The sequence below is a fragment of the Methylobacterium sp. GC_Met_3 genome, assembly GCF_026540775.1.
Lineage (GTDB): Bacteria > Pseudomonadota > Alphaproteobacteria > Rhizobiales > Beijerinckiaceae > Methylobacterium.
The window spans coordinates 1-20,425 of the sequence record NZ_JALNUL010000059.1; the positions used below are offsets into that span (position 1 = coordinate 1).

Consider the following 20,425-nt stretch of genomic DNA (forward strand, 5'->3'; position numbering starts at 1 on the left):
AACGAATGCGCTGTAGCTGGTGCCGGCGATCGGGCTGATCTCGCGCAGGTCGCCCGGCATGCACGCCTCCACCGCCTCTAGACTGACGAAGGCCTCCACGTCGCGGCGGAATTCAGCGCCGTACTCAGCCGAAGCTGCCGCCGGATCGCGGGTGAAGGCCCGCTTCACCACCGCGGGATCCAGGCTCGGGTTCATGGTCTGCGACGGGGCCCGCAGCACCAGCACCGTCGGATCACCGTCGGCGCCGTAGTCCCGCTGGTAGGTGCGGTACAACTCGCCCTTTCCGGCGTAGGGTGAGGATAGGACGCAGAGCGGGCCGCCGGTCGTCGCCAAGCCAGGGCGGATCGCGTCGAGGATCAGCGTGTCGGGGTTGGCGCTGTTCTCAAGGTGCCAGAACGCCACCTCGTCGCAGAGCGCCGCTGCCAGGGTCTCGCCGCGGATCGTCTTGTAGTTCGCCGGGCGGACCTCAATGTCCACGCCGGCACGCAGGCGGATCGTGTCGGCGGTCGGATCCCCGTCCACCATGTCCTGCATCTCGGCCGAGTGTGTGAACACGCCCAGCACGTAGGAGAACACCTTCGCGGCCTGGACCGTGGTCGAGGCCATGATCGGCAGCTTCACCCGCTCACCCGGGGCCGCCAGCGCGCCGTAGTCCACCAGCCCGGCCAGATAGGCGCCCAACACGCTGAAGGCGCGGGACTTGCCGCCGCGACGGCCCACGATGCCCCACAGCTCGTCGACAGGGCGCTCTGGCTCGCGCTCGCGGCCGGTCAGAGCGGTGAAGATCGCCCGCTCGTCGTCGGTCAACGCCTCACCCCTGGAGGCGATCAGGATGGCGCGCCACGGCGCCCAGGTCTCACCGGGCAGGATCTCACCGAAGATGGCGGGATCGGCTAGGGCCTCGCGCATCGTGCAGAGGGGTCGGCAGGCCGGGTTCATGCCGGGCGCCTTCCGTAGCGTTCACGGACACCAGGACGCTCAGGAGCCTTCGGAGGCCCCATCCTGCGAGCTTGCCGGTCCATCCGGTCGCCGATCTGGCCCATGGCCTCCAGATCGACCTTCTGGCCGCCCGCTATGGCGGCGTGCAGCTTGGCCAGCTCGACGGCTAGGCCGGCATAGGCGCGGGCCGCCTCGCGAGCGGTAACGGACATGGCAGCCTTGCCGCCCCGCTCCGCCTCCACCTCGTCCAGCACGGACTTGTAGTGCCTGGCCGCCTCGGTGCTGCCCGGCACGGTCACGAGGAACGGCCGGCTGCCGTTGGCGAGCGCTGCTTAGGCGAGCGAGTAGTGGCGGGCTGTGCTTGGGCTATCATTCGACTGACCGGCTTTGATCTGCTGAATATAAGTCAGATCCGTCGAATTGTCGAATATTCACAAGCATTGTTCCTGGCCGTTCCCAGGCGTTCGCTGTCGTCCTTTTTTAGTGATGCTGTTCTGACATGTGCTGCGCATTTGAGCGTCGGTAGGGAGGGGAATGCGTGGGGTATGTGCTATTAGCAGTCTCAGCCCCGCATCTGCTGCCGAGCTGTCGGAGGGCTACTCCATGCGGCTCGATCTTGGTCTTGAGGGCGATTGGATGGTCGACCCCCGTGATTTGTCATCGCGCCTCGGCGTGAACACCTCTGAGCTGAAGCGCCTGAACCGGCTGGGGCGAGTTGATGCCCAACTGACATCGGGGACGGGCGAGGACATGGGTCTCTCGCGTGTAACTGTCCGACTGAAAGACAGAAGCTGGTCGGGCACCTTCGATCAGAGCGGCGTGCTCGTCGCCGAAGAGATGTGGTGACCTGAGCCGCGCTTGGGCCAACGCTAAGTGTGTTCGCGTGCGTCAGCTTAACCGAGCGGGAGATGAGCGTGAGCCACGCCTACACAATCCGTGCGAAGCGCGGTCGAGAAACCAAGCAACTGCTGTGTGCCTCCGCTTGGGTTGCCTTCGAGCGGCACAGGCTTCTCATCCGACAGGGCTGGAGCGCGTTTACGTTTGGCCCCGCCGGTGAAAGTGTGACCGACTCCCGGCTTGAAGTTCTTGCACAGGCCGAGGTCAGTGCCGCCGTGAGCGGCGAGAATTCCGATTAGAAACGCCCGTGAACGTGGGACGGGGCGTGGGTAGCGGTCGAGCCTGTAATTCAAGCTACTGACGTTGTTGCGATATTCGACGTCGTTGGCGGATGGTGCATCCGCCGCTAGGGTTTCCGAGGGGGCGCGGTGCCTGCGCCAGATTTTTCCTGCCGCTCGTCGTGTGCGTGCCGTAACTCTTTCCGGCAGCCTCAGCACAGGTCGCACAGCGCCACCGAGCCGGTCATGTTGGTTCACTGGTCTGAGCGCCGCCCGATCAAATTACCCTCGCTATGATAGCTTGCGAGCGTCATTCCGCGTTCTGTCTGGCGTCGTTCTCCACCCTGCAAGGTAGAGTGGAGACAGGTTGAGAGGTTGAGGCTTGAGGATCGTTTCTCAACTTCTCCACTTCTCCACTCCCCTTTAGGGGGAGGAGGTGGAGGTGGAGACGATCCAGCGGTCTCCACCTATAAATCTGAGGCCAGTTGCCCGACCTCTAAAAAGGACTTCGGGCGGCTCAGATCGTCCATGCCGGTGACCACCACGAACATGCCGTTCTCGATCCAAACCTTGAGCATGGATTGGACGCGCTTCTTGCCGGCAACATCGAGGTTGATGCCGAGCGCGGCCGCTATCGGTACGCCGGCCCAGTCCTTGGCCTGCGCGTTCTCACGCCACCGGCCGTCTGCCAGCGCGCGCTGGGCCTTGCGGAGGTGATCGACCGTCAAGCCTTCGAGCATGTCCGGCCACTGCCAAGGCTCGACGACGGCGACGTGATCACCACCGTCGATAGAGTCCGCAGGGCCGTTGCCGAGGTCGACCGGCACGAGGTGGAACCACTCGCTGCGCTCGGGTGGCGGGGCGAGGTTCGCCTTGCCGTTGTCGGCACGGAAGTAGCCACGGTTCGTCGGCAGCCCAGCGCGGTCCGCCTGCTCCTTGGTCATCGGGTTGAGCACCCGGGCGCTGCGGGCGGCGGCGAGGAGCGCGCCGGCACCGCGACCGTCCTCCACGGTGTACTCGCCCGTGGAGCCGCTCTGACCCTTGCGGACGTGGTGGATCAGCTCGACGGCCGCCCTGCCCTCCTCCGCGACGCGGTTCCAGGCCTTGGCGACTATATCAATGGCGGCGTTGTCGTTCTCGGTGACCCGGTGCGAGCTGACGAACGGGTCGATCACCAGCACGTCGATCCGGTTATCGAGGATGGCGCGGGTCAGCCCCTCCACAACTGGCTCTGCCACCTTGGTCCCCTCCCGCGTGGTGGTTGCGATGACGATGCTGGTGGTCCGGCCGGAGTTGAGGAACAGGTGCCCCTCGATCTCGGCCGGCTTGATCCCGTAGTGCAGGCAGATCGCCAAGACGCGGCGCTCGATCTCCTCAAGCGGGTCCTCAAGGTTCAAATACCAGCACCGGAGCGGTTTCGGGACCGACACACCCAACAAGGGTCTGCCGGTGACCATGGCGATAACCTCGACCAGCGCGAGGCTAGACTTGCCGACGCCGCCAGGCGCCGCCGTCGTGCTCAGGAACCTGCGGATCAGGTGCCGACCATACACCCACTCGCGGGGCGGGATCGTCGTCGGATCCCGCCACCGGAATGGCTGCGCGCGGATCACCGGCTTGGCTTCCGGCATAGAGTCCGGATCCGGACCGGGCCAACCGCAGAACGGGTCAGCGTCGGTCGAAGGCCCGTTGTACGAGCGCTCCGACATCAGGCACCTCCACGCGAGCCGGTGGGGCTGAGGAGCGCTGCGGCGTCCGCCGCGCTGGCGAGCGCGACGGCGGCTTGTCGCAACGCGTACCGCACGGCGCGGGCGTCGCCGATCGCCGCCATATCAACGACCATCCTGGAATAGGACTCGGCGATCGAAGCGGCCTCATGGACCGCATCGAACGTGTGAACGGCCATCGCCGCCCGCTCGGGACTGTGGAAGGGCGCGTTCATGCGCGACCTCCATCAAAGGTTCGGGCGAAGGCACGTAGTGCATCGCGTTCCGACGCTTCGGCGACTTGAAGCGCGTTCAACATCGAGTCTGGAATGTGCCGTTTGATCGCCGCCTCCACGAGGTAGCGAAGATCATCCGGCGGCAGAGCATCCAGCTCCACGCTGTCGCCCTCGAACCCGATCGCGTGCGAGTTGCCCTCCCGCTTGGTTGGCCGGCTCGGTAGGCCCAGGATGCGGATCTGATCCGGAGTGACCGCCATGCGGGTGAAGGTCACGTTCTCGTCGTAACCGGACTCCTCCGCGATCTCATCGATGTAGGTGAACAGCTTCCGCTGGGTGGCGGCGCTGGCGGCTACCCCGCTCGGATCGTGATCCCCGAACTCATAGATCACACAGGGGCGGCCGTCGGCGCAGATGCTCTCGGCAGCTTCATGGAGGTAGGAGTCGGATGCGAAGCCGCGGGAGACGTACAACGGCACGTCGTAGACCTGCGTCACGTCCATGATGATGCCGGCCAGCGCGTCCTTCTCGCACCAGACCTCGACCCGTTCCTCGACTTGGGAGAACACCGACCGGCGATAGGTCTCGGCGGTGAGGTGCAGCGCGTGCTCGACACCGTGATAGGTGCGAGGGCGGCGTAACCACCGGGTGTTGTCGGAGATGTCGGCCCACGGGATCACGCCCTCCCGGCGCAGCTTCAAAAGCTGGTGGCCGACCATGGCGTAGGACTGTTCGGTCTTGTCGACGATGCCCTGGACCGTCAGGGCGTAGAACAGCTGACGAAGAGTCATCGGCTTCTGCAACGCCACGGTGTTCACCATGGCGCGGCGCATGACCGCCAACTGCATCTTGGAGCGGCGCTGGCGCTTTATCGAGCTAGCTAGCTGGATAAAGCGCAGTCTGGATCGGATTAGGCAGACTCATCGCGTCGCCCTCCACGTGTCGAGGGTCGGGAACGCGAGTTCGGCGAGAGCCGCCGCAGTAGCGGGCGGGAGCCCGAAGCGGGTGGCAAGCCTATGGACGCGGAAGGGGGCGAGTGATAATTCGGAATGGTCGGTGCGAAACGACAATTCCGAAGCCCGCTGGCGTGCCACCGCCGTGCGGGCTTCACCCTTTCTGGAAGCCATTCGTCTACGCGGCCTCCATCATCAGTGATGCCACATAGGCTCGCAAGCTCTCGTCTGTGACGTAGCTGGAGGCTCCGATGTGGACGACCTTCAGTTTCCCTTCGTTGACGAGCCGGTGGAACGTAGTGTTGCTGGTGTCGAGCATCTCCTGAGCTTTCTTCCGGCGATGCAAAAGCTTCCCCGTCGACGCACGCGGTTCGCCCGCGGCGCCCTGAACCGTGTAGTTCATGGCGGTTGTCCTTAGTCAGTCCCCAGCAATCCGTGAGGACGTGTCAGGATAATGGATCTGTCTAAGACGCTGATCAATATCGATAATTTCTGACAAATGTCAGTGGTCAGAAATCATTTCAGCCAAGTGTCAGTTGGCGGAAGATCTTTTTGATCTCTCTCAATCCTCTTCTGGATCGCGCCATCAGTCAGGTCGGATTTGTGACCGTTATCAAGCAGCCACTGGTTCGCTGCCTTCGAAGCGCGTTTGGCAATCGCGGATGTGCCACGCCGGTTTTTTTGAAATGGATAGCTAGGCGGCTGGCTCAGAGCATAGCGAATAGCTTCTAGGTGCAGATCACGTCCTTCCGATCGAGCCTCTCTGGCTTTTTTTGTCCTTGATCTACTTCTACCAGGTGTGGTTCCGATTAGGCTTCCGCAGAAAAACATCCCCTTCATGCAGGTGGACAAAACGACGTCGAATTGATCGACTGCTTCAGGGCACGATTTGATTAGATGATTTCGAAAAGCCTTCGCGAGGCCGGCGCCAATTTGGACGCTGAGCAGCGTTTCTTGTGCAATTTTTGCGTCTTCTTCCGAAATTGTTTTGTCCTTGATGGACTTCGAAAGTGATTTGGTCGATCTCGAAGTAAGTTTTTCTATGGCTCTTCTGTGCCTTTCTCTATCGCTCATCTGAGTTGCCTCGATGTCGTTCGAAAGCTTGGGTGACGTAGCCTGCCCACGCATCCATCAGCTCGCGCCGCCTCTGAAACAGGTCAGAGCGCCGGTAGGCCCGCTCGGTCGCGTCACCCACCGAGTGCGCCAGCGCCATCTCGGCCAGATCCCGAGGGAATGCTGTGCATTCGCCCGCCCAGTCCCTGAAAGAGGATCTAAAGCCGTGGACGGTCACGCTGGCGCCGCCTGCCGTGTCCAAGGCCGTGCGCAGCGACTTGTCGCTGATGGATCGCCCGCTGCGTCTGCTGGGAAATACGAACGTCCTGTCGAGCCCCTGCACCGCGTTCAGCACGGCGACGGCCGGCGCGGTCAGGGGTACTCGATGTTTGACGCCAGCTTTCATCCGCTCGGCCGGCACGGTCCAGGTTCCGGCTTCAAGGTCGATCTCGGACCACCGGGCACCCATCACCTCGCCCGAGCGAGCCGCCGTCAGGATCGTGAATTCGAGCGCCCGCGCCGCGATCGTCTCTTGCTCCGTCAGAGCGACCATCAGGGCCGGCACCTGCTTGAATGGAAGCGCCGGGTGATGCGTGACCTTCTGAACCTTGTTCCGCTTCGGCAGCAGGTTCTGGAGGTGGCCCTTCCAGCGCGCCGGGTTCTCCTTGGGCCGATAGCCCCGCGTGGCGGCCCAATCCAGCACCAGTTCGATCCGACCTCTCACCCGCGTCGCCGTCTCCGGCCGCGTTTTCCAGATCGGCTCCAACACCTTCATCATCAAATCGGTGTCGATCGCCTGCACCGGCATATCGCCGATTACGGGATGGACGTGGTTGGCTAGCGAGGATGGCCACTGCGCGGCATGGACTGCGCTGCGCCAGCCGGCCTTGTGGGCGTCGATGTATTGCTCGGCGCACTGCTGAAGGTCACGGCCTTCGCGGCCTCTAGCGCTGCCTCCTGACGCTTGGAATGGCGCGCCTGGATCGGGTCGATCCCATCGGCAGTCAGTTTGCGGCATTCACGAGCGCGGTCGCGAGCTTCCGCGAGGGTAAATGTGTGGGCTGAGCCGAGGCCCATCTCCCGGGACCGCCCGCGCAGGGTGAACCGGAAAATCCAGCTTTTGGCGCCCTTACCGGTCACCTGAAGCCAGAGTCCGAGCCCGTCGCCGTACATTCCGGGCTTCTTCAATCGGGCCACGCCGAGGGCTGTGAGCTTACCTTGCATGGGGTCATCACCCGCGGATCTACCCACATGGTAATCGCGAATTTGAGGGAACGCCAGGGGATGGCCGGGGACAACGCGTCTCAAATTATTTTGACTGTGCAATACCTTACTAGGTCCCTTGGGATCCCCGGGAACTTCACCGCGAGGGAGCAATCCTCCGCCTGCCAGGAGTCGCTCAAGACCATCGAGCAGCAGACCACGGCGCTGGGCGAGAGCGAGCAGGCCTCGACCGAGCTGTCGACGCTCGCCGACGAGCTGAAGAACGCCACCGACGTCGGCAAGAGCGCCGAGGAGGTCGCCTCCGCGGTGGAAGAGATCAACCGCGCCGCCGCGCAGATCACCACGGCCCTGGACCAGATCGACCGGGGCGCCCAGCAGCAGACCTCCGCGGCCCAGCAATCGTCGGCCGCCATCGGGCAGATCGAGCGGGGCGCCGGTATCGCCCAGGCCCGGGCGCAGGAAGCCCTGGACAAGGGCAGCCTCGTCACCAGCCAGCTTCAGGAGAACCGGGCCGCGGTGGACGAGCTGGTCGCCGGTGTCACCCAGTCGCTCGTCGGGACCGACAAGAGCCGCGAGCAGGTCGCCGGCCTGGAGCAGGTGAGCCGGAAGATCGACAAGATCGTGGACGCGATCACCACGGTGGCGATCCAGACCAACATGCTGGCGGTGAACGGGTCGATCGAGGCGGCCCGGGCCGGCGAGTTCGGCAAGGGCTTCATGGTGGTGTCCACCGACATCCGGAACCTCGCCCGGGATTCCTCCGAGAACGCCGAGCGGATCAAGGATCTGGTGAAGGCGATCCAGGATCAGATCGTGGTCGTGAGCCGCGATCTGGAGGCGATCTCCTCGGCCGCCGGCGCCGAGGTCGAGAAGAACCGCGCCATCACCCGCGACCTGCAGGCCACCGCCGACGAGATGGCGGGGGTGCTCGAGGGCAACCGGAAGATCCTTCAGGGCTCCGAGATCATCCTGCGCAACATCGAGGAGGCGAAGCGCGGCATCGACCAGATCGCGACCGCAGCCCAGCAGGGCAGCCAGTCGGTCATCGAGTCCCAGCAGGCCGCCCGAGAGCAGGCGAAGGGCGCCGAGGAACTCGCCGCCGCGATCGAGGAAGTCGCCTCGCTCGCCGACGAGCTCCAGAACCAGGAGTAAGGGGCACCGCCGCCCGGCCGCCGTCGCGGCGTCGGCCGACCGTCAGGGGTCGGCCGCGCGCAGGTCGCCTTTGCCAAAGGCCGCCCGCGCAAAGGCCGTCCCGCCGGGTCGGTCCCGACCCTACCCTGCCCTGTCCGGAATCCGACATGTCCAACGATGTCCCCGCCTCCGCCGCACCGGACGATCCGTCGGCCGCCGCATCTGTGCGGCAGTTCGTGACCTTCCACGTCGAGCGCGAAACCTACGCGGTGCCGCTCGCCGAGGTGCAGGAGATCATCCGCCTGCCCGAGATGGTCGAGGTGCCCCTGGCACCCCCGGCGCTGGCGGGCCTCGCCAACCTGCGTGGCTCGGTCCTGCCCGTCGCCAGCCTGCGCCGGCTGTTCGCCCTGCCCGACCGGGGCCACGACGACGCGACCCGGGTGGTGGTCATCAACCGCGCCGGCGGCCACGGGAGCGGCCAGGAGATCACCTCCGGCTTCGTGGTCGACCGGATGGCGAGCGTGATCACGGCCGAAGCCGGCGAGATCGAGGGCGCCGACGGTCTCACGGCCAGCGCCGAGGCCGACCTGCTGTCGGGGGTGATCAAGCGGCCGGCCGGGATGGTCATGATCATCGATCTTGGCCGCCTGCTCCAGCGCAGCGGCTCGGGACGCGGCGGCGGCGGCAGCAGCCGCCACGCCGAGGGGCCGGCCGAGTTCGGTGCCGTGGCCTCGGCGCGGGCCGAGGGCGACGCCTCCGACGAGATCCAGCTGGTCTCGTTCGAACTCGCCGGCCAGGAATACGCCCTGCCGATCGAGCACGTGCAGGAGATCGTCCAGGTGCCGGAGGTGGTCAGCGAATTGCCGAACGCCGAGCGTCACCTGATCGGCGTGATCAATCTGCGCGATCGGCTGCTGCCCCTCGTGAGCCTGCGCACCCTGTTCGGCCTGCCGGCGGCGCCGCTGGGCGAGCAGAACCGCATCGTCGTCGTGTCCCTGGGGACCGCGTCCGTGGGCATCGTCACCGACACCGTGAAGGAGGTGCTGCGGGTCGCCCGCGCCGTGGTCGATCCGCTGCCCGAGCTGCTCGCGAATGGCGGGTCGCTGCGTGAGGTCGAATCGATCTGCCGGCTCAACGGCGGCAAGCGGCTGGTCTCGATCCTGTCGGCCGGCCGCCTGTTCGACACCACCCAAATGTCCGGCGACTGGGCCGTCGAGGAGGGAACCATGCAGGAGACGCGCGGCGGGACCGAGGTGGCGCGGGCCGACGAGGAGGAGCAGTTCGTCGTGTTCCGCCTCGCCGACGAGGAGTACGGCGTGCCGATCGAGGCGGTGCACGAGATCGTCCGCGTGCCCGAGCAGCTGACCCACGTGCCGCGCACGCCCGCCTTCATCGAAGGCGTGGTCAACCTGCGCGGGGCCGTGCTGCCGGTGGTGGATCAACGCCGCCGCTTCCAGCTGCCCGATGCCGAGCGGAACGACCGCCAGAGGATCATGGTGTTCGCGATCGCCGGGGTGCGGACCGGCTTCATCGTCGACTCGGTCTCGGAAGTCCTGAAGATCCCCCGCTCGGCCATCGTGCCGGCGCCGGATCTCGCGCAGGACGACGACAACGCCGTCGAGCGGATCGCCAACCTGGCGGATGCCAAGCGCATCATTCTGATGGTGAACGTCGACCGGCTGCTGAGCCGGCACGAGGTCGCCGACCTGAAGGCGGCGTGAAGCCGCCCTCGCCTTTCACCCTGACCGCTGACCAGACTTTCGCATCCCGATGCCCAAGCTCCTGATCGTCGACGACTCCGCCCTGATGCGCAAACACCTGCGCATGATCTTCGAGGAGACCGGACAATTCGAGGTCCAGACCGCCCGCAATGGGCGCGACGCCCTCGATCAGCTCGGCCGCTTCGACCCCGACGTGATCACCCTCGACATCAACATGCCGGAGATGGATGGGCTCACCTGCCTGGGTGAGATCATGACCACGCGGCCCCGCCCGGTGGTGATGATCTCCTCGCTCACCAGCGAGAGCGCGGCCGTGACCCTCGAAGCGATGCAGCTCGGGGCCGTGGATTACGTCGAGAAGCCCGGCGGTACCGTATCGCTCAACATCGCCGACGCCCGCGACGAGATGGTCCAGAAGGTCCGCGGCGCGGTCGGGGCCAAGCCGCGGCGCGCCCGCGGACTGGTCGACCGGGTCCGGCGCGGACACACCGAGATCGTGAGCCGGAAGGTCCCGCAGCCGGCGACCCGGGTCGATGGCTGCGTCCTGATCGGGGTCTCGACTGGCGGGCCGCGCACCCTCGAGGAGATCCTGCCCGAACTGCCCGCCAACCTGCCCTGGCCGGTGGTGATCGCCCAGCACATGCCCGGGCCGTTCACGGGGCCCTTCGCGTTGCGCCTCGACCGACTTTGCGCGCTGAAGGTGGTTGAGGTCGCCGGTCCGATGCCGCTGGCGGCGGGGCACGTCTATATCGGCCGGGGCGATGCCGACGTGGTGATCCAGCGCAAGCTCGGCCGGCTGACGGTGACCTCGGTACCGAGCGACCCGTCCCTGCGCTGGCATCCGAGCGTCGACCGCCTCGTGCGCAGCGCCCGGGACCTCATGCCCGCCGAGGCCCTGATCGGCGTCGAGCTCACCGGCATGGGCGATGACGGAGCCGCCGCCATGGCGGCGCTCAAGGCCGAGGGCGGGCGCACCATCGCGGAGGCGGAGTCGAGTGCCGTCGTCTTTGGGATGCCGGCCGAACTGATCCGCCTGGGCGGTGCGACGCTGACCCTGCCCGCCCGCACCATCCCCAGCCAGCTCGTCAGCTGGCTATCCTGAGATCGTCGCCGAGATCGCCATGGCCCTCGTCCGCAAGCAACCCGCCGCGCCAGCCCCGGCCCCCGCCGCCGGGGATCCGCGCGCGGCCCTGGACGGCGCGACGGCTGCTGAACGCCGGGAGGCGGCGCACCTGTTGGCGAGCGATCCCGACGCGGTCGACTCGCTGGCCGACCGGCTCGGACGGGAGGCGGACAAGAGTGTCCGCGAAGCGATTCTGCTGGCGCTGGGCCGCATTGGCACCGAGGCCGCGGCCGAGCGCCTGTTCGACCTGCTCGGCTCCGAGGATGTCTGGCTGCGCAACGCCGCGATCGAAACCCTCTCTGAGATGGATGCGGCGGTGATCGGCGCCCTCGACCGGGCGCTCTCGGATCTCGACAGCGACCGGCGCATCTTCGCGGTAAACATCCTGGTCTCGCTGCGCCATCGGGCGGCCGTGGACTACGCCCGCCGGGTCCTGGCCGAGGATGATCACGTCAACGTCGTCGCCGCCGCTATCGACGTGCTCGCCGAGATCGGCACCCCCGACATGATCCCGGAGATCGAAGCCGCGGCGGCGCGCTTCCCCGACGCACCGTTCCTGACCTACGCGGCCCGCGCCGCAAGCCGCCGCATCGCCTGACCGGCGGCCCGCATGACCACCCCCTTCAACCCGTCGACGCCCATCATCACCGACAGCGACTTCGTGCGCTTCCCCGACTTTTTCTACCGCAAAACCGGCATCATGTTTGCCGATAACAAGCGCTACTTCGTCGATAAGCGCCTGCACGAGCGGATGCTGACCGTTGGTCAGACCCAGTTCCGCGATTACTTCAATACAATCCGCTTCCAGGCCAGCAGCGAGGAATTCCAGACGCTCGTCAATCTGATGACCGTCAACGAGACGTATTTCTATCGCGAGGAATACCAATTCCGCTGCCTCGTGCAGTCGATCCTGCCCGAGGTCACCCGCCACAAGCGGCCCGGCGAGCCGGTGCGGATCTGGTCCGTGCCCTGCTCCACCGGGGAGGAGCCCTACTCGATCGCCTTCCAGCTCCTCGACACCTGGCCCGATGTCGACCGCTTCGACATCGAGATCGTCGCCACCGACATCGACACCACGGTGCTCGAACAGGCCAAGCGCGGGCTCTACGGTGACCGCTCGGTCCAGCACGTGCCGAAGGCGACCCTGGAGCGCTACACGCGGCGGGTGCGCGGCGCCTACGAGGTCATCCCCGACATCCGCGACTCGATCGCCTTTGCGCGGGTCAACCTCGCCGACTCGCTCTCGACCCGGCAGTTCCGCAACTTCGACGTCGTGTTCTGCCGGAACCTGCTGATCTACTTCGACGACGCCTCGCGTCGCAATGCCGCCCAGACGATCTACGAGGCGCTGAGACCCGGCGGCTTCGTCTGCCTCGGCCATTCGGAATCGATGAGCCGGATGTCTTCGCTGTTCGAGCTGCGCAAGTTCACCGAGGCGATCGTCTACCAGAAACCTTTGAGCGCGGAGGCGTAGGATGGCCCGTATTCTCGTGGTCGACGATGCCACCACCGTGCGGATGTACTACCGAGACGTGCTGGAAGAGGCCGGCTTCACGGTCGAAGAGGCCGTGAACGGGTTCGAGGGCCTGGAGAAGGCCGTGGCCGAGAGCTTCGACCTCGTCCTGGTCGACGTCAACATGCCCAAGATGGACGGCTACGCCTTCCTCCGCCAGGGCCGGACGATGCCCGAGCTGCAAGCCGTGCCGGCCGTGATGATCTCCACGGAGAGCGCGGCGCAGGACCGCGAGCGTGCCTACGCGGCGGGCGCCAACCTCTACCTCGTCAAGCCCGTGCGCCCGGAGGTGCTGACCGAGGTCGCCACCGTGATGGCTGGAGTCGTGCCGTGACCAACGCCCTGCTCGCCCAGTTCATCCCGGAGGCGCGCGAACTCCTGGAGCGCGCCGGAAGCGGCCTGCTGGCTCTGGAGAAGGCGCATAGCGCCGAGGCCCTCGACGAAATCTTCCGGGCGGTCCACACCCTCAAGGGTACGTCCGGCCTGTTCGATATCGCGCCGCTCACCAACTTGGTGCACGCGGCCGAGGATCTGCTGGTGGAGGTCCGGGCGGGCCAGCTCGCCCTGGAGCCCGAGATCGTGGACGGGCTCCTCGACAGCCTGGATCTCGTCGGCCACTGGATCGACGCGCTGGAGACCCGCGAGGTCCTTCCGGATGACGCCGCGGATGCGATGTCGGGCCGGGTTGTGGCCCTGCGCGCCTGGCTCCAAGTTGGTGGCCCGGCGGCCGCGGCCAGCCCCGTGGCCAGCGAGGCGGCGCCGGACTGGATCGGCGCCCTGCCCGAGTCCGTGCGCCAGGCCGCCTACGCGGCGGGGGGGCCTCTGATCGCCTGGAGCTACGAGCCTGACGAGACCTGCTTCTTCCGCGGCGACGATCCGGCCCACCTCGTGGAACAGGCGCCCGGACTCCTCGGCGTGCGCGTGCTGCCCCGGGAGACCGTGCCCGCGCCCGAGTTCTGCGACCCCGTCCTGAGCTGGCTGCGCTTCGAGGCGCTCTGCGCCGCCCCTGCCGAGGCCTTGTCCGAACATCTGCGCTACGTCAGCGATCAGGTGCAGCTGAGCCCGATCACCAAAGACGCTCTCGTCATCCTGGCGGGCCCGGAGGACACGGCCGAGGTGTTCGGCGATTTCGGCGTCCGGGCCCGGGCGTTGGTGGCGACCGAGGCGCGGGCGGAGCTCAAGGCCGCCGCCGCTGCGCTGCTGGGCATCATCGGCCCAGCGACCCGGCAGGCCGCCGCCCTGCGCTGGATCGCGGCCCTGGCCCCGACCGCCGACGCCGATGCGCTCCAGCGCCTCGTCGCAGCGATCGACGGCGCGGCGCCCGCCCGCACTGTGCCCGCCGCGATGACGGCCCCGCCCACGGCTGCGGCGCCGGCCTCACCCGGTACGGACGCGCCCCTGCTGCAACGGGCGGAGGCGATCCTGGCGGCCCAGGCCGAGATGCTGGACGTTCCGGTCGAGGCGGCGCTGGATGCGGGGCGGCGCGAGTCGGTGCGGACGGTGGCTCTGCGCTGCCTGCCGCACCTCGCCCCGGCCCGGGCGCAGGCGCTGAACGCCGCCCTCGCCCAACCCGGCGATGCGGCCGCGCTCCGCGCCGTCCTTCGGGAAGGGGGAGACACGGTATCGGCGGCCGTTGTCGTCCCAGCGCCGAAGGCGGTCCAGAAGCCGGCCGTGTCCACACCGCCCACGGTGCCCCTGGCAGCCGGCCCGCCCTTAGAGGCGTCAGAGAATGGCGCAGGATCTGGCGCGGCCCCGGCGCGGATGCTCCGGGTCGATCAGGCCAAGGTCGACACCCTGATGAACTTCGCGGCCGAATTGACGGTCGCCAAGAACGGGCTCGCCTACCTCGCCGGGCGGGTCGAGCAGGTCAGCGGCTCGCGGCAGCTCGGGCGGGAGATCAAGGAGCAATACGCGGTCATCGATCGGATCGCCCAGAGCCTTCAGGTCGGCGTCATGGCGATCCGCATGATGCCGGTGAGCCAAGTGTTCCAGCGCTTCCCCCGGCTGGTGCGCGACACCATGCGCAAGCTCGGCAAGGAGGCCGAGCTGGTGATCCAGGGCGAGGATACCGAGGCCGACAAGAACGTCCTGGAGAGCCTCGCCGACCCGCTGATCCACATGGTCCGCAACGCCCTCGACCACGGGATCGAGACGCCGGCCGAGCGGCTGGCCGCCGGCAAGCCGGCCCAGGGGACTCTGCGCCTCTCGGCCCGCCAGGAGAACGTCAACGTCATCATCGAGGTGGCCGATGACGGAAAGGGCATCGATCCGGACGTGGTGCGCGACAAGGCGGTGCGTGTCGGCCTGATCACGCCCGATCACGCCGCCCAGATGACGGCGGATGAGATCGTCAACCTCGTCTTCGCCCCCGGCTTCTCGACCAAGGAGCAGGTCTCCGACCTGTCGGGCCGGGGGGTGGGCATGGATGTGGTGCGCAATGCCGTCCGCAAGGCGGGCGGTGACGTCTGGCTGGCGAGCCGCTTGGGCCAGGGTAGCTGCGTGACCGTGCAACTGCCGCTGACCATGGCGGTGACCCGGATCGTCACCGTGGAGGCCCGCGGCCAGCAATACGGGGTCGCCATGGATGCGGTGGCCGAGACCGTGAAGGTGCCGCTTGGCCAGATCCACAGGATCAAGCAGCGCGAGACCTTCGTGCTGCGCGACGCGGTAATTCCCCTGGTTCGCCTCGCCGACAGCCTCGGTCTCGCCCCCGCGACGGGCGCCCCGCCCGACGAGGAGGCCGTGATGGTCGCCCGGGTCGGGCGCGAGCGAATCGGCATCGTGGTCGACGGCTTCCGCGAGCGCATGGAGGTGATCGTGCGGCCCCTGGACGGGCTGCTCGCCGGCCTCGTGGGCTTCTCCGGTACGGCGCTGCTCGGTGACGGCCGGGTCCTCTTGGTCCTCAACCTTCCGGATCTGATCTGATGCCCCTCGAACACGACGGCGCAACCATCCGGCTGACGGGGCACTGTTCGGTCGAGGATGCCGAGCCCCTGCTCGACGTCCTCCGGGCAACACCGGACGCGACGGTCGATCTCACCGAGGCCGCGTGGCTCCACACCGCCGTCCTGCAGGTGCTGATGGTGGCGACCCCTGCCCTGCGCGGCCGCCCGGACGGTCTGGTGCCGGCGGCCTGCCTTGCCGGCCTTCCTGCGGCGGAGGCCGGATGAGCGCGCGCATCCTCGCGGTCGCCAATCGCAAGGGCGGCACCGCCAAGACCACCACGGTGGTGAATCTCGCCGCCGCCCTCGCGGCGCGCGGCCTGCGGGTGCTGCTCGTCGACCTCGACACGCAGGGTCATACCGGCCTGGGCTTCGGCGTGCGAGCCGCATCGGGCGAGCCGACGGTGCACGATTTCTACCGCGGCACCGGGGCGGTGGATCTTCGCGACGCCATCCGCGTCACGAACGTGCCGCAGATCGACATCCTGCCGGCCGACCGCGGCTTCTCGGGCCCGGACGGCGCCGTCGTGCCCCTGGGTCTCGCGACGGCGTTGAAGCCCCTGGCCGCCTCCTACGCGATCACCCTGATCGACACCGCGCCGACCGCCGACGCCCTGCTGATCAACGCCCTGGCGAGCGCGCATCACGTCCTCGTCCCCACCCAGCTTCATCACCTCGCCGTCGATGGGGTCGGGCAGTTCGCCCGCTCGTATTTCCACGTCGCCACGACACTCAACCCGGACCTGCGCGGCCTCTCGATCATGCCGGTCCAGATCGATCTGCGGATCACGATGCAGCGGGAAGCGCTGCAGCGGCTCGAGGCCCGGTTCGGCCGCGAACGCCTGCTGCCGGGCATTCGCTCGGACATTGCACTCGCGGAGGCATTCGGGCGCGAAATGCCGCTCAAATACTTCAAGCCAAGGTCACGGGCGATTCAGGATTATGACGTGCTATGCAGTCACGTCATGGAAAAAGTCTTTGCGATCTAAAATCACCTATTGCTGGCAAAGTTAAAACGATTGTAAACTGCGACCGTAGAAGTGGAAGGCGAGGCAATGCACAAGGTTTTGATTGTTGATGATTCTCCGACGATCCTGTCCAGCATGGTGGGTATTCTCGGAGGCGCTGGATATATTACGGTCAAAGCCATGCATGCCGAGGATGCTCTCGCGCAGGTCCAGGCCGGTCTTCGTCCTGCTCTGGTCATCACGGACTATCACATGCCCGGCATGCACGGTGTTCAGCTGATCCAGGAATTGCGCAAGCTCACCCAGACACGCTTCACGCCGATGCTCGTCCTGACGACCGAGTCCCAGCAGGAGAAGCGCGACGAGGCGCGCAAGGCCGGTGCGACCGGTTGGCTGGTGAAGCCGGTCCAGGCCGACAAGCTGCTGCAAGTCGTGAAGCAGGTCGCCCCGTCGCTCCAGGCCATCGCCGCCTGACCTCAAGGGGCTAACCCAGCTGGCGCCTTTTGCCGAACTCCGCACGCGGGCTTCGGCCCTCGTCCGGTAGCGTGCTGCCGACCAAGCCGGAGCGACTGATTCCATCGATGCACACCGCGGCCCCCGCCATCCTCAAGATCGAGATGAAGACGCTCCTGATCAGCGGCGGCGCTGGCTGTGTCATCGGCGTTCTGCCGCTGATCCTCGGCGCGGCACAGCCGGTCCATCTCGTGATCGCGGCAGCGTCGGCCGTCTGCGGTGGCCTGGTGACGCGCGCACTGCAGCGGCCGGCGGTCCCGCTCCCGTCGGCTGTGCCGCTCGGGCATCAGTCTGCCACCGCCGCTTCCGACGAAGCCGCGTGGCATGCGTCGCAATCGGCGGCGAGCCGGCCAGCCGAGGGGGCGCCGGATGTGGCGGCACAGGGCGTGGCGCGGGATGTCGCGCAGGATCTGGCCGACCTCGAACCCTTCTTCGCCGTGACGCGCGAGCAGTTGCGCAGCATCGTCGGGCAGACCGAAGGTGCGGCTTCGGCGATCATGGCATCCCTGGAAGCGCTCAGCGCGGCGCAGAACCGCAGCGCCGTCTGCATCAACGACACCCGTGAGCGGATCGTCGGCGTCGCCGAGCAAAGTGACACCGCCCTGCACACGCTGGCGCGGTCGCTCGGAACCTACCTCGACGGACGCCTGCGGGAGACCCGGGCGGAGCGCAGTGCGGTCGACGCCGCGGCGGCGCAGATGCGCGGCCTCGACACCCTGATCGTCTCCCTGGAGAAGGTTGGCGCCTCGACCCGAATGCTCGCCCTCAACGCCAATATCGAGGCCAGCCGGGCCGGCATCCATGGGGCCGGGTTCAAGGTCATTGCCCGGGAACTCCAAGATCTCGCCCAGGCGTCCCAGACGGCCATGGCGGAGGCCCGGCTTCAGGTCACGAACGTGCAGCGGACGATTGGCCAGGTGCTCACCATCGACCACGGGGCCGACGGGACGCGCACCGAGCAGGAGCGTCTCCAGGCCCTGATGACCGAACTCGACAGCATCGCTCAGACGACGACCGAGGTACTGCTCGGTATGGTTCGCAATGACTTCTCAGAGATCGCGACCCTGACCGGCGCGGTCGGCAACGAGGTTTTGTCGGTCTTCGGGCAGGTGCAGTTCCAGGACGTGGTTCGCCAGCAGATCGAAGCGATCGACGAGTCGAACGCGATGCTGGAGACGTGTCTCGACGGGTTCAGGCAGAGCCTGAGCGGGGACGAGCCCGAGGCACCGGTCCGACCCGCCGCCATTCTGGAGTCGGCGCGGTCGCGCTACGTCACGCAGATCCAGCACCGCGTCGACGCGCAGGCCCTGGGCCAAGCGACCGCGCACGCCGATGCGCCGGATATCGAGCTGTTCTGAAGATCCCGAAGCGTTATTCTGACCCGGGTCGCAACCGTCCAGAATCGGTTGCGGATCCCAGAGCGTCCGCGCATCGCTCCCACCGGTTCATCCACAGAATCTCCGGGCTTACCGGTTCGGCACCCGCCGCAACGCCATGCGCCGAACCGGTCCTTTTCGCGCCCGTATGAACCGCACGCGCCTACGCCGACTTGCGCAGATATCCGATTGCCACGGAGGCGCGACATGACCGAACCTGGGGACCTGGCGGATCAGCTCGCCGCCCTGCGCGCCGACAATGCCCGCCTGCGCCGCCTGCTCGACGAAGCCGGCATGCCCGACAGTCTGCGGCACGGATTGCTCAACACGATGGCGACGTTGCGCATCATCATGCATCGGTCCGCCGAGAGCGCCACCGATGTCGAGACCTACGTCACCCATCTGGACGGGCGCCTGAGCGCCCTGCTGCGGGTCCAATCCACCACGGATGTGCTCGGCGAGGTCGATCTGCACTCCCTGGTTTCGGATGAGCTGATGGTCCACCTCCTGCGCGAGGGCGATCAGGCGACGATCGCCGGACCGCGCGTGCGCCTCCGGCCGAAGCCCGCCCTGAGTCTGGCGCTCGCGCTGCACGAGCTGGCGAGCAACGGGATCGAACATGGGGCCCTCGCCCTGCCGCAGGGGCGCGTGACGGTGACGTGGGAGATGCAACCGGGCGAGTCCGGGCCGATCCTTGCGCTGCTGTGGCACGAGACCGGCGGGACGGCGATCCGGGAACCCGCGCACCGCGGCTTCGGCATGACGCTCCTCGAAGACATGCTGGGCTACGAGCTCGAAGCACGCACCGTCCTGACCTACGGGCCGGACGGCCTGCGCTGCAGCCTCCGGATCCCGTTCACGGCTCAGATCGGGCGTCTGATCGCGGCGGAGCCGGAGCATGACGACGACGGCGCAAGCTTCTAGAGCCGCGTTCGAACCCCGCTGAGGCCGCCACCGATCGTTCGGCCGAACTGCCTATCGGACCGCTCCCGCTCGGGTAGTGCCCGGTATTGCACGCGCCATCCCGAACGGTACTGGGGCTCAATGGTTGACGACAGGCTGTTGGACATACGTGCAAGCGCATCATCCACAGCAGCCGCTGGCGTTGTTGACCCGTGGGCGAATATCGAGCAAGACGCTCTCGAATATAATTACAAATCCATGCCATTCCTTTGGATCGTGCCATGCGTCACGATCCATCAGAGAGACTCTGCGCCAAATATTTATTGTCAGGCGTTCGATCTTTAAGAGAAGCGACCCTTGCATCAGGGCTGCTTCAGCAGGTCAGGGTATGCAACCTCTTGATAAGGAACCGTCGATGAGGATTGCAGCACAGGGCGTAGGAAGATCAAGCCTGCTGGCGTGGCCGACCGACAGGATGCAGGATCGAAATCTGAAACTGTTCACGGCGACAAACATATGTCTTTTCGTGCTGATGGCAGTCATCGCCGTCTGGGCGGCTTGGCAGCGTGGCCCGTGGCTCGATGAATTCTGGACGCTCTGGCTTTCCAAGCATGATGTGCCGCTGACGGCGGCCGTCCGAGAGCGCTGGCTGATCGACGTCCACCCACCCTTCTTTACCGGGGTGAACTGGCTCGTACAAACATGGGCTGGAGATTCGATCCTGGTTCGTCGATTGATGAACTTCTTACCGCTGATCGCAAGCCTTCTGCTCGCGACGGCCGTATGTCGACGATATCCCAACAACAAAAATTACATTATCATCTGTGCGTTTATGATCGTAACGTCCCCGGTGTCTTCTTATAATATGACCGAAATCCGGTCGTATTTTACGCAAATCTGCTGCATGACGAGCCTCATCATCTGCCTGTACACGATGATGACACTGAGCCGCGATGCGCTGATCCGGGATCATCGCCTCCTGGCTGTTTCGCTGTTTCTCTTGATCCTG

At 66.5% G+C, this 20,425-nt stretch carries 22 protein-coding genes and 1 pseudogene; 15 read left to right on the plus strand and 8 right to left on the minus strand.

Going from position 1 to position 20,425, the window contains the following annotated elements; all coding sequences use genetic code 11:
* A partial coding sequence (locus OXS27_RS28555; RefSeq protein WP_267360738.1) for a hypothetical protein occupies window positions 1–939 on the minus strand: 939 nt, incomplete at its 3' end.
* Entirely contained in the window at window positions 936–1,238 is a 303-nt protein-coding gene (locus OXS27_RS28560) for a hypothetical protein (RefSeq protein WP_267360740.1), read from the minus strand. The genes OXS27_RS28560 and OXS27_RS28555, both read right to left, overlap by 4 nt.
* A gap of 304 nt (window positions 1,239–1,542) precedes the next feature.
* On the opposite strand from OXS27_RS28560, the gene OXS27_RS28565 reads away from it, so the two are divergent.
* Together OXS27_RS28565 and OXS27_RS28570 are read left to right on the plus strand one after the other, a co-directional pair.
* Complete coding sequence (locus OXS27_RS28565) at window positions 1,543–1,785, plus strand: DUF6522 family protein (protein ID WP_267360742.1); 243 nt, start codon at window positions 1,543–1,545, stop codon at window positions 1,783–1,785.
* Window positions 1,786–1,853: 68 nt separating this feature from the next.
* Complete coding sequence (locus OXS27_RS28570) at window positions 1,854–2,075, plus strand: hypothetical protein (RefSeq protein WP_267360744.1); 222 nt, start codon at window positions 1,854–1,856, stop codon at window positions 2,073–2,075.
* A 446-nt stretch (window positions 2,076–2,521) separates the two neighbouring features.
* Here the strand turns inward: OXS27_RS28570 and OXS27_RS28575 are convergent, their stop codons facing one another.
* The 6 genes and pseudogenes from OXS27_RS28575 to OXS27_RS28600 form a co-directional block, all read right to left on the minus strand.
* Complete coding sequence (locus OXS27_RS28575; protein WP_267360746.1) at window positions 2,522–3,685, minus strand: AAA family ATPase; 1,164 nt, start codon at window positions 3,683–3,685, stop codon at window positions 2,522–2,524.
* Window positions 3,686–3,762: 77 nt separating this feature from the next.
* A complete protein-coding gene (locus tag OXS27_RS28580; protein ID WP_267360748.1) occupies window positions 3,763–3,996 on the minus strand; it encodes a hypothetical protein in 234 nt (77 codons plus the stop codon).
* Window positions 3,993–4,814, minus strand: a complete 822-nt coding sequence (locus OXS27_RS28585; RefSeq protein WP_267360750.1) for a hypothetical protein — start codon at window positions 4,812–4,814, stop codon at window positions 3,993–3,995. The genes OXS27_RS28580 and OXS27_RS28585 overlap by 4 nt, the downstream gene beginning before the upstream one ends.
* A 313-nt stretch (window positions 4,815–5,127) precedes the next feature.
* On the minus strand, window positions 5,128–5,352 hold the full coding sequence (locus tag OXS27_RS28590) for a helix-turn-helix domain-containing protein (protein ID WP_267360752.1): 225 nt from the start codon (window positions 5,350–5,352) through the stop codon (window positions 5,128–5,130).
* A gap of 113 nt (window positions 5,353–5,465) precedes the next feature.
* On the minus strand, window positions 5,466–6,023 hold the full coding sequence (locus OXS27_RS28595; protein WP_267360753.1) for a hypothetical protein: 558 nt from the start codon (window positions 6,021–6,023) through the stop codon (window positions 5,466–5,468).
* A pseudogene (locus tag OXS27_RS28600) lies at window positions 6,013–7,226 on the minus strand (integrase arm-type DNA-binding domain-containing protein). Before OXS27_RS28600 ends, OXS27_RS28595 begins: the two are co-directional and overlap by 11 nt.
* A gap of 60 nt (window positions 7,227–7,286) precedes the next feature.
* On the opposite strand from OXS27_RS28600, the gene OXS27_RS28605 reads away from it, so the two are divergent.
* The 13 genes from OXS27_RS28605 to OXS27_RS28665 form a co-directional block, all read left to right on the plus strand.
* Window positions 7,287–8,378 carry a methyl-accepting chemotaxis protein gene (locus OXS27_RS28605; protein WP_267360754.1) on the plus strand — a complete coding sequence of 364 codons (1,092 nt, stop codon included), beginning with the start codon at window positions 7,287–7,289 and terminating at the stop codon, window positions 8,376–8,378.
* A 146-nt stretch (window positions 8,379–8,524) separates the two neighbouring features.
* Entirely contained in the window at window positions 8,525–10,078 is a 1,554-nt protein-coding gene (locus OXS27_RS28610; RefSeq protein WP_267360756.1) for a chemotaxis protein CheW, read from the plus strand.
* 49 nt (window positions 10,079–10,127) lie between these two features.
* Window positions 10,128–11,180 (plus strand): chemotaxis-specific protein-glutamate methyltransferase CheB, encoded by a 1,053-nt coding sequence (gene cheB / locus OXS27_RS28615; protein ID WP_243918458.1) that lies wholly within the window; start codon window positions 10,128–10,130, stop codon window positions 11,178–11,180.
* A gap of 19 nt (window positions 11,181–11,199) precedes the next feature.
* On the plus strand, window positions 11,200–11,799 hold the full coding sequence (locus OXS27_RS28620; protein WP_243918460.1) for a HEAT repeat domain-containing protein: 600 nt from the start codon (window positions 11,200–11,202) through the stop codon (window positions 11,797–11,799).
* Between the two features lie 12 nt (window positions 11,800–11,811).
* On the plus strand, window positions 11,812–12,675 hold the full coding sequence (locus tag OXS27_RS28625) for a CheR family methyltransferase (RefSeq protein ID WP_267360759.1): 864 nt from the start codon (window positions 11,812–11,814) through the stop codon (window positions 12,673–12,675).
* 1 nt (window position 12,676) lies between these two features.
* On the plus strand, window positions 12,677–13,048 hold the full coding sequence (locus tag OXS27_RS28630) for a response regulator (protein WP_243918464.1): 372 nt from the start codon (window positions 12,677–12,679) through the stop codon (window positions 13,046–13,048).
* Window positions 13,045–15,639: a chemotaxis protein CheA gene (locus OXS27_RS28635; RefSeq protein ID WP_267360761.1), complete on the plus strand. Its 2,595-nt coding sequence runs from the start codon at window positions 13,045–13,047 to the stop codon at window positions 15,637–15,639. The genes OXS27_RS28630 and OXS27_RS28635 overlap by 4 nt, the downstream gene beginning before the upstream one ends.
* Complete coding sequence (locus OXS27_RS28640; RefSeq protein ID WP_243918468.1) at window positions 15,639–15,884, plus strand: hypothetical protein; 246 nt, start codon at window positions 15,639–15,641, stop codon at window positions 15,882–15,884. The genes OXS27_RS28635 and OXS27_RS28640 overlap by 1 nt, the downstream gene beginning before the upstream one ends.
* Window positions 15,881–16,645 (plus strand): ParA family protein, encoded by a 765-nt coding sequence (locus tag OXS27_RS28645; protein ID WP_267360763.1) that lies wholly within the window; start codon window positions 15,881–15,883, stop codon window positions 16,643–16,645. Before OXS27_RS28640 ends, OXS27_RS28645 begins: the two co-directional genes overlap by 4 nt.
* Before the next feature lie 51 nt (window positions 16,646–16,696).
* Window positions 16,697–17,098, plus strand: a complete 402-nt coding sequence (locus OXS27_RS28650; RefSeq protein WP_267360765.1) for a response regulator — start codon at window positions 16,697–16,699, stop codon at window positions 17,096–17,098.
* A 107-nt stretch (window positions 17,099–17,205) separates the two neighbouring features.
* Complete coding sequence (locus OXS27_RS28655) at window positions 17,206–18,495, plus strand: methyl-accepting chemotaxis protein (RefSeq protein WP_267360767.1); 1,290 nt, start codon at window positions 17,206–17,208, stop codon at window positions 18,493–18,495.
* A gap of 225 nt (window positions 18,496–18,720) precedes the next feature.
* Window positions 18,721–19,437, plus strand: a complete 717-nt coding sequence (locus OXS27_RS28660) for an HWE histidine kinase domain-containing protein (RefSeq protein WP_267360769.1) — start codon at window positions 18,721–18,723, stop codon at window positions 19,435–19,437.
* A 394-nt stretch (window positions 19,438–19,831) separates the two neighbouring features.
* Window positions 19,832–20,425: hypothetical protein (locus OXS27_RS28665; protein WP_267360771.1), on the plus strand; the 594-nt coding region annotated here is incomplete at its 3' end.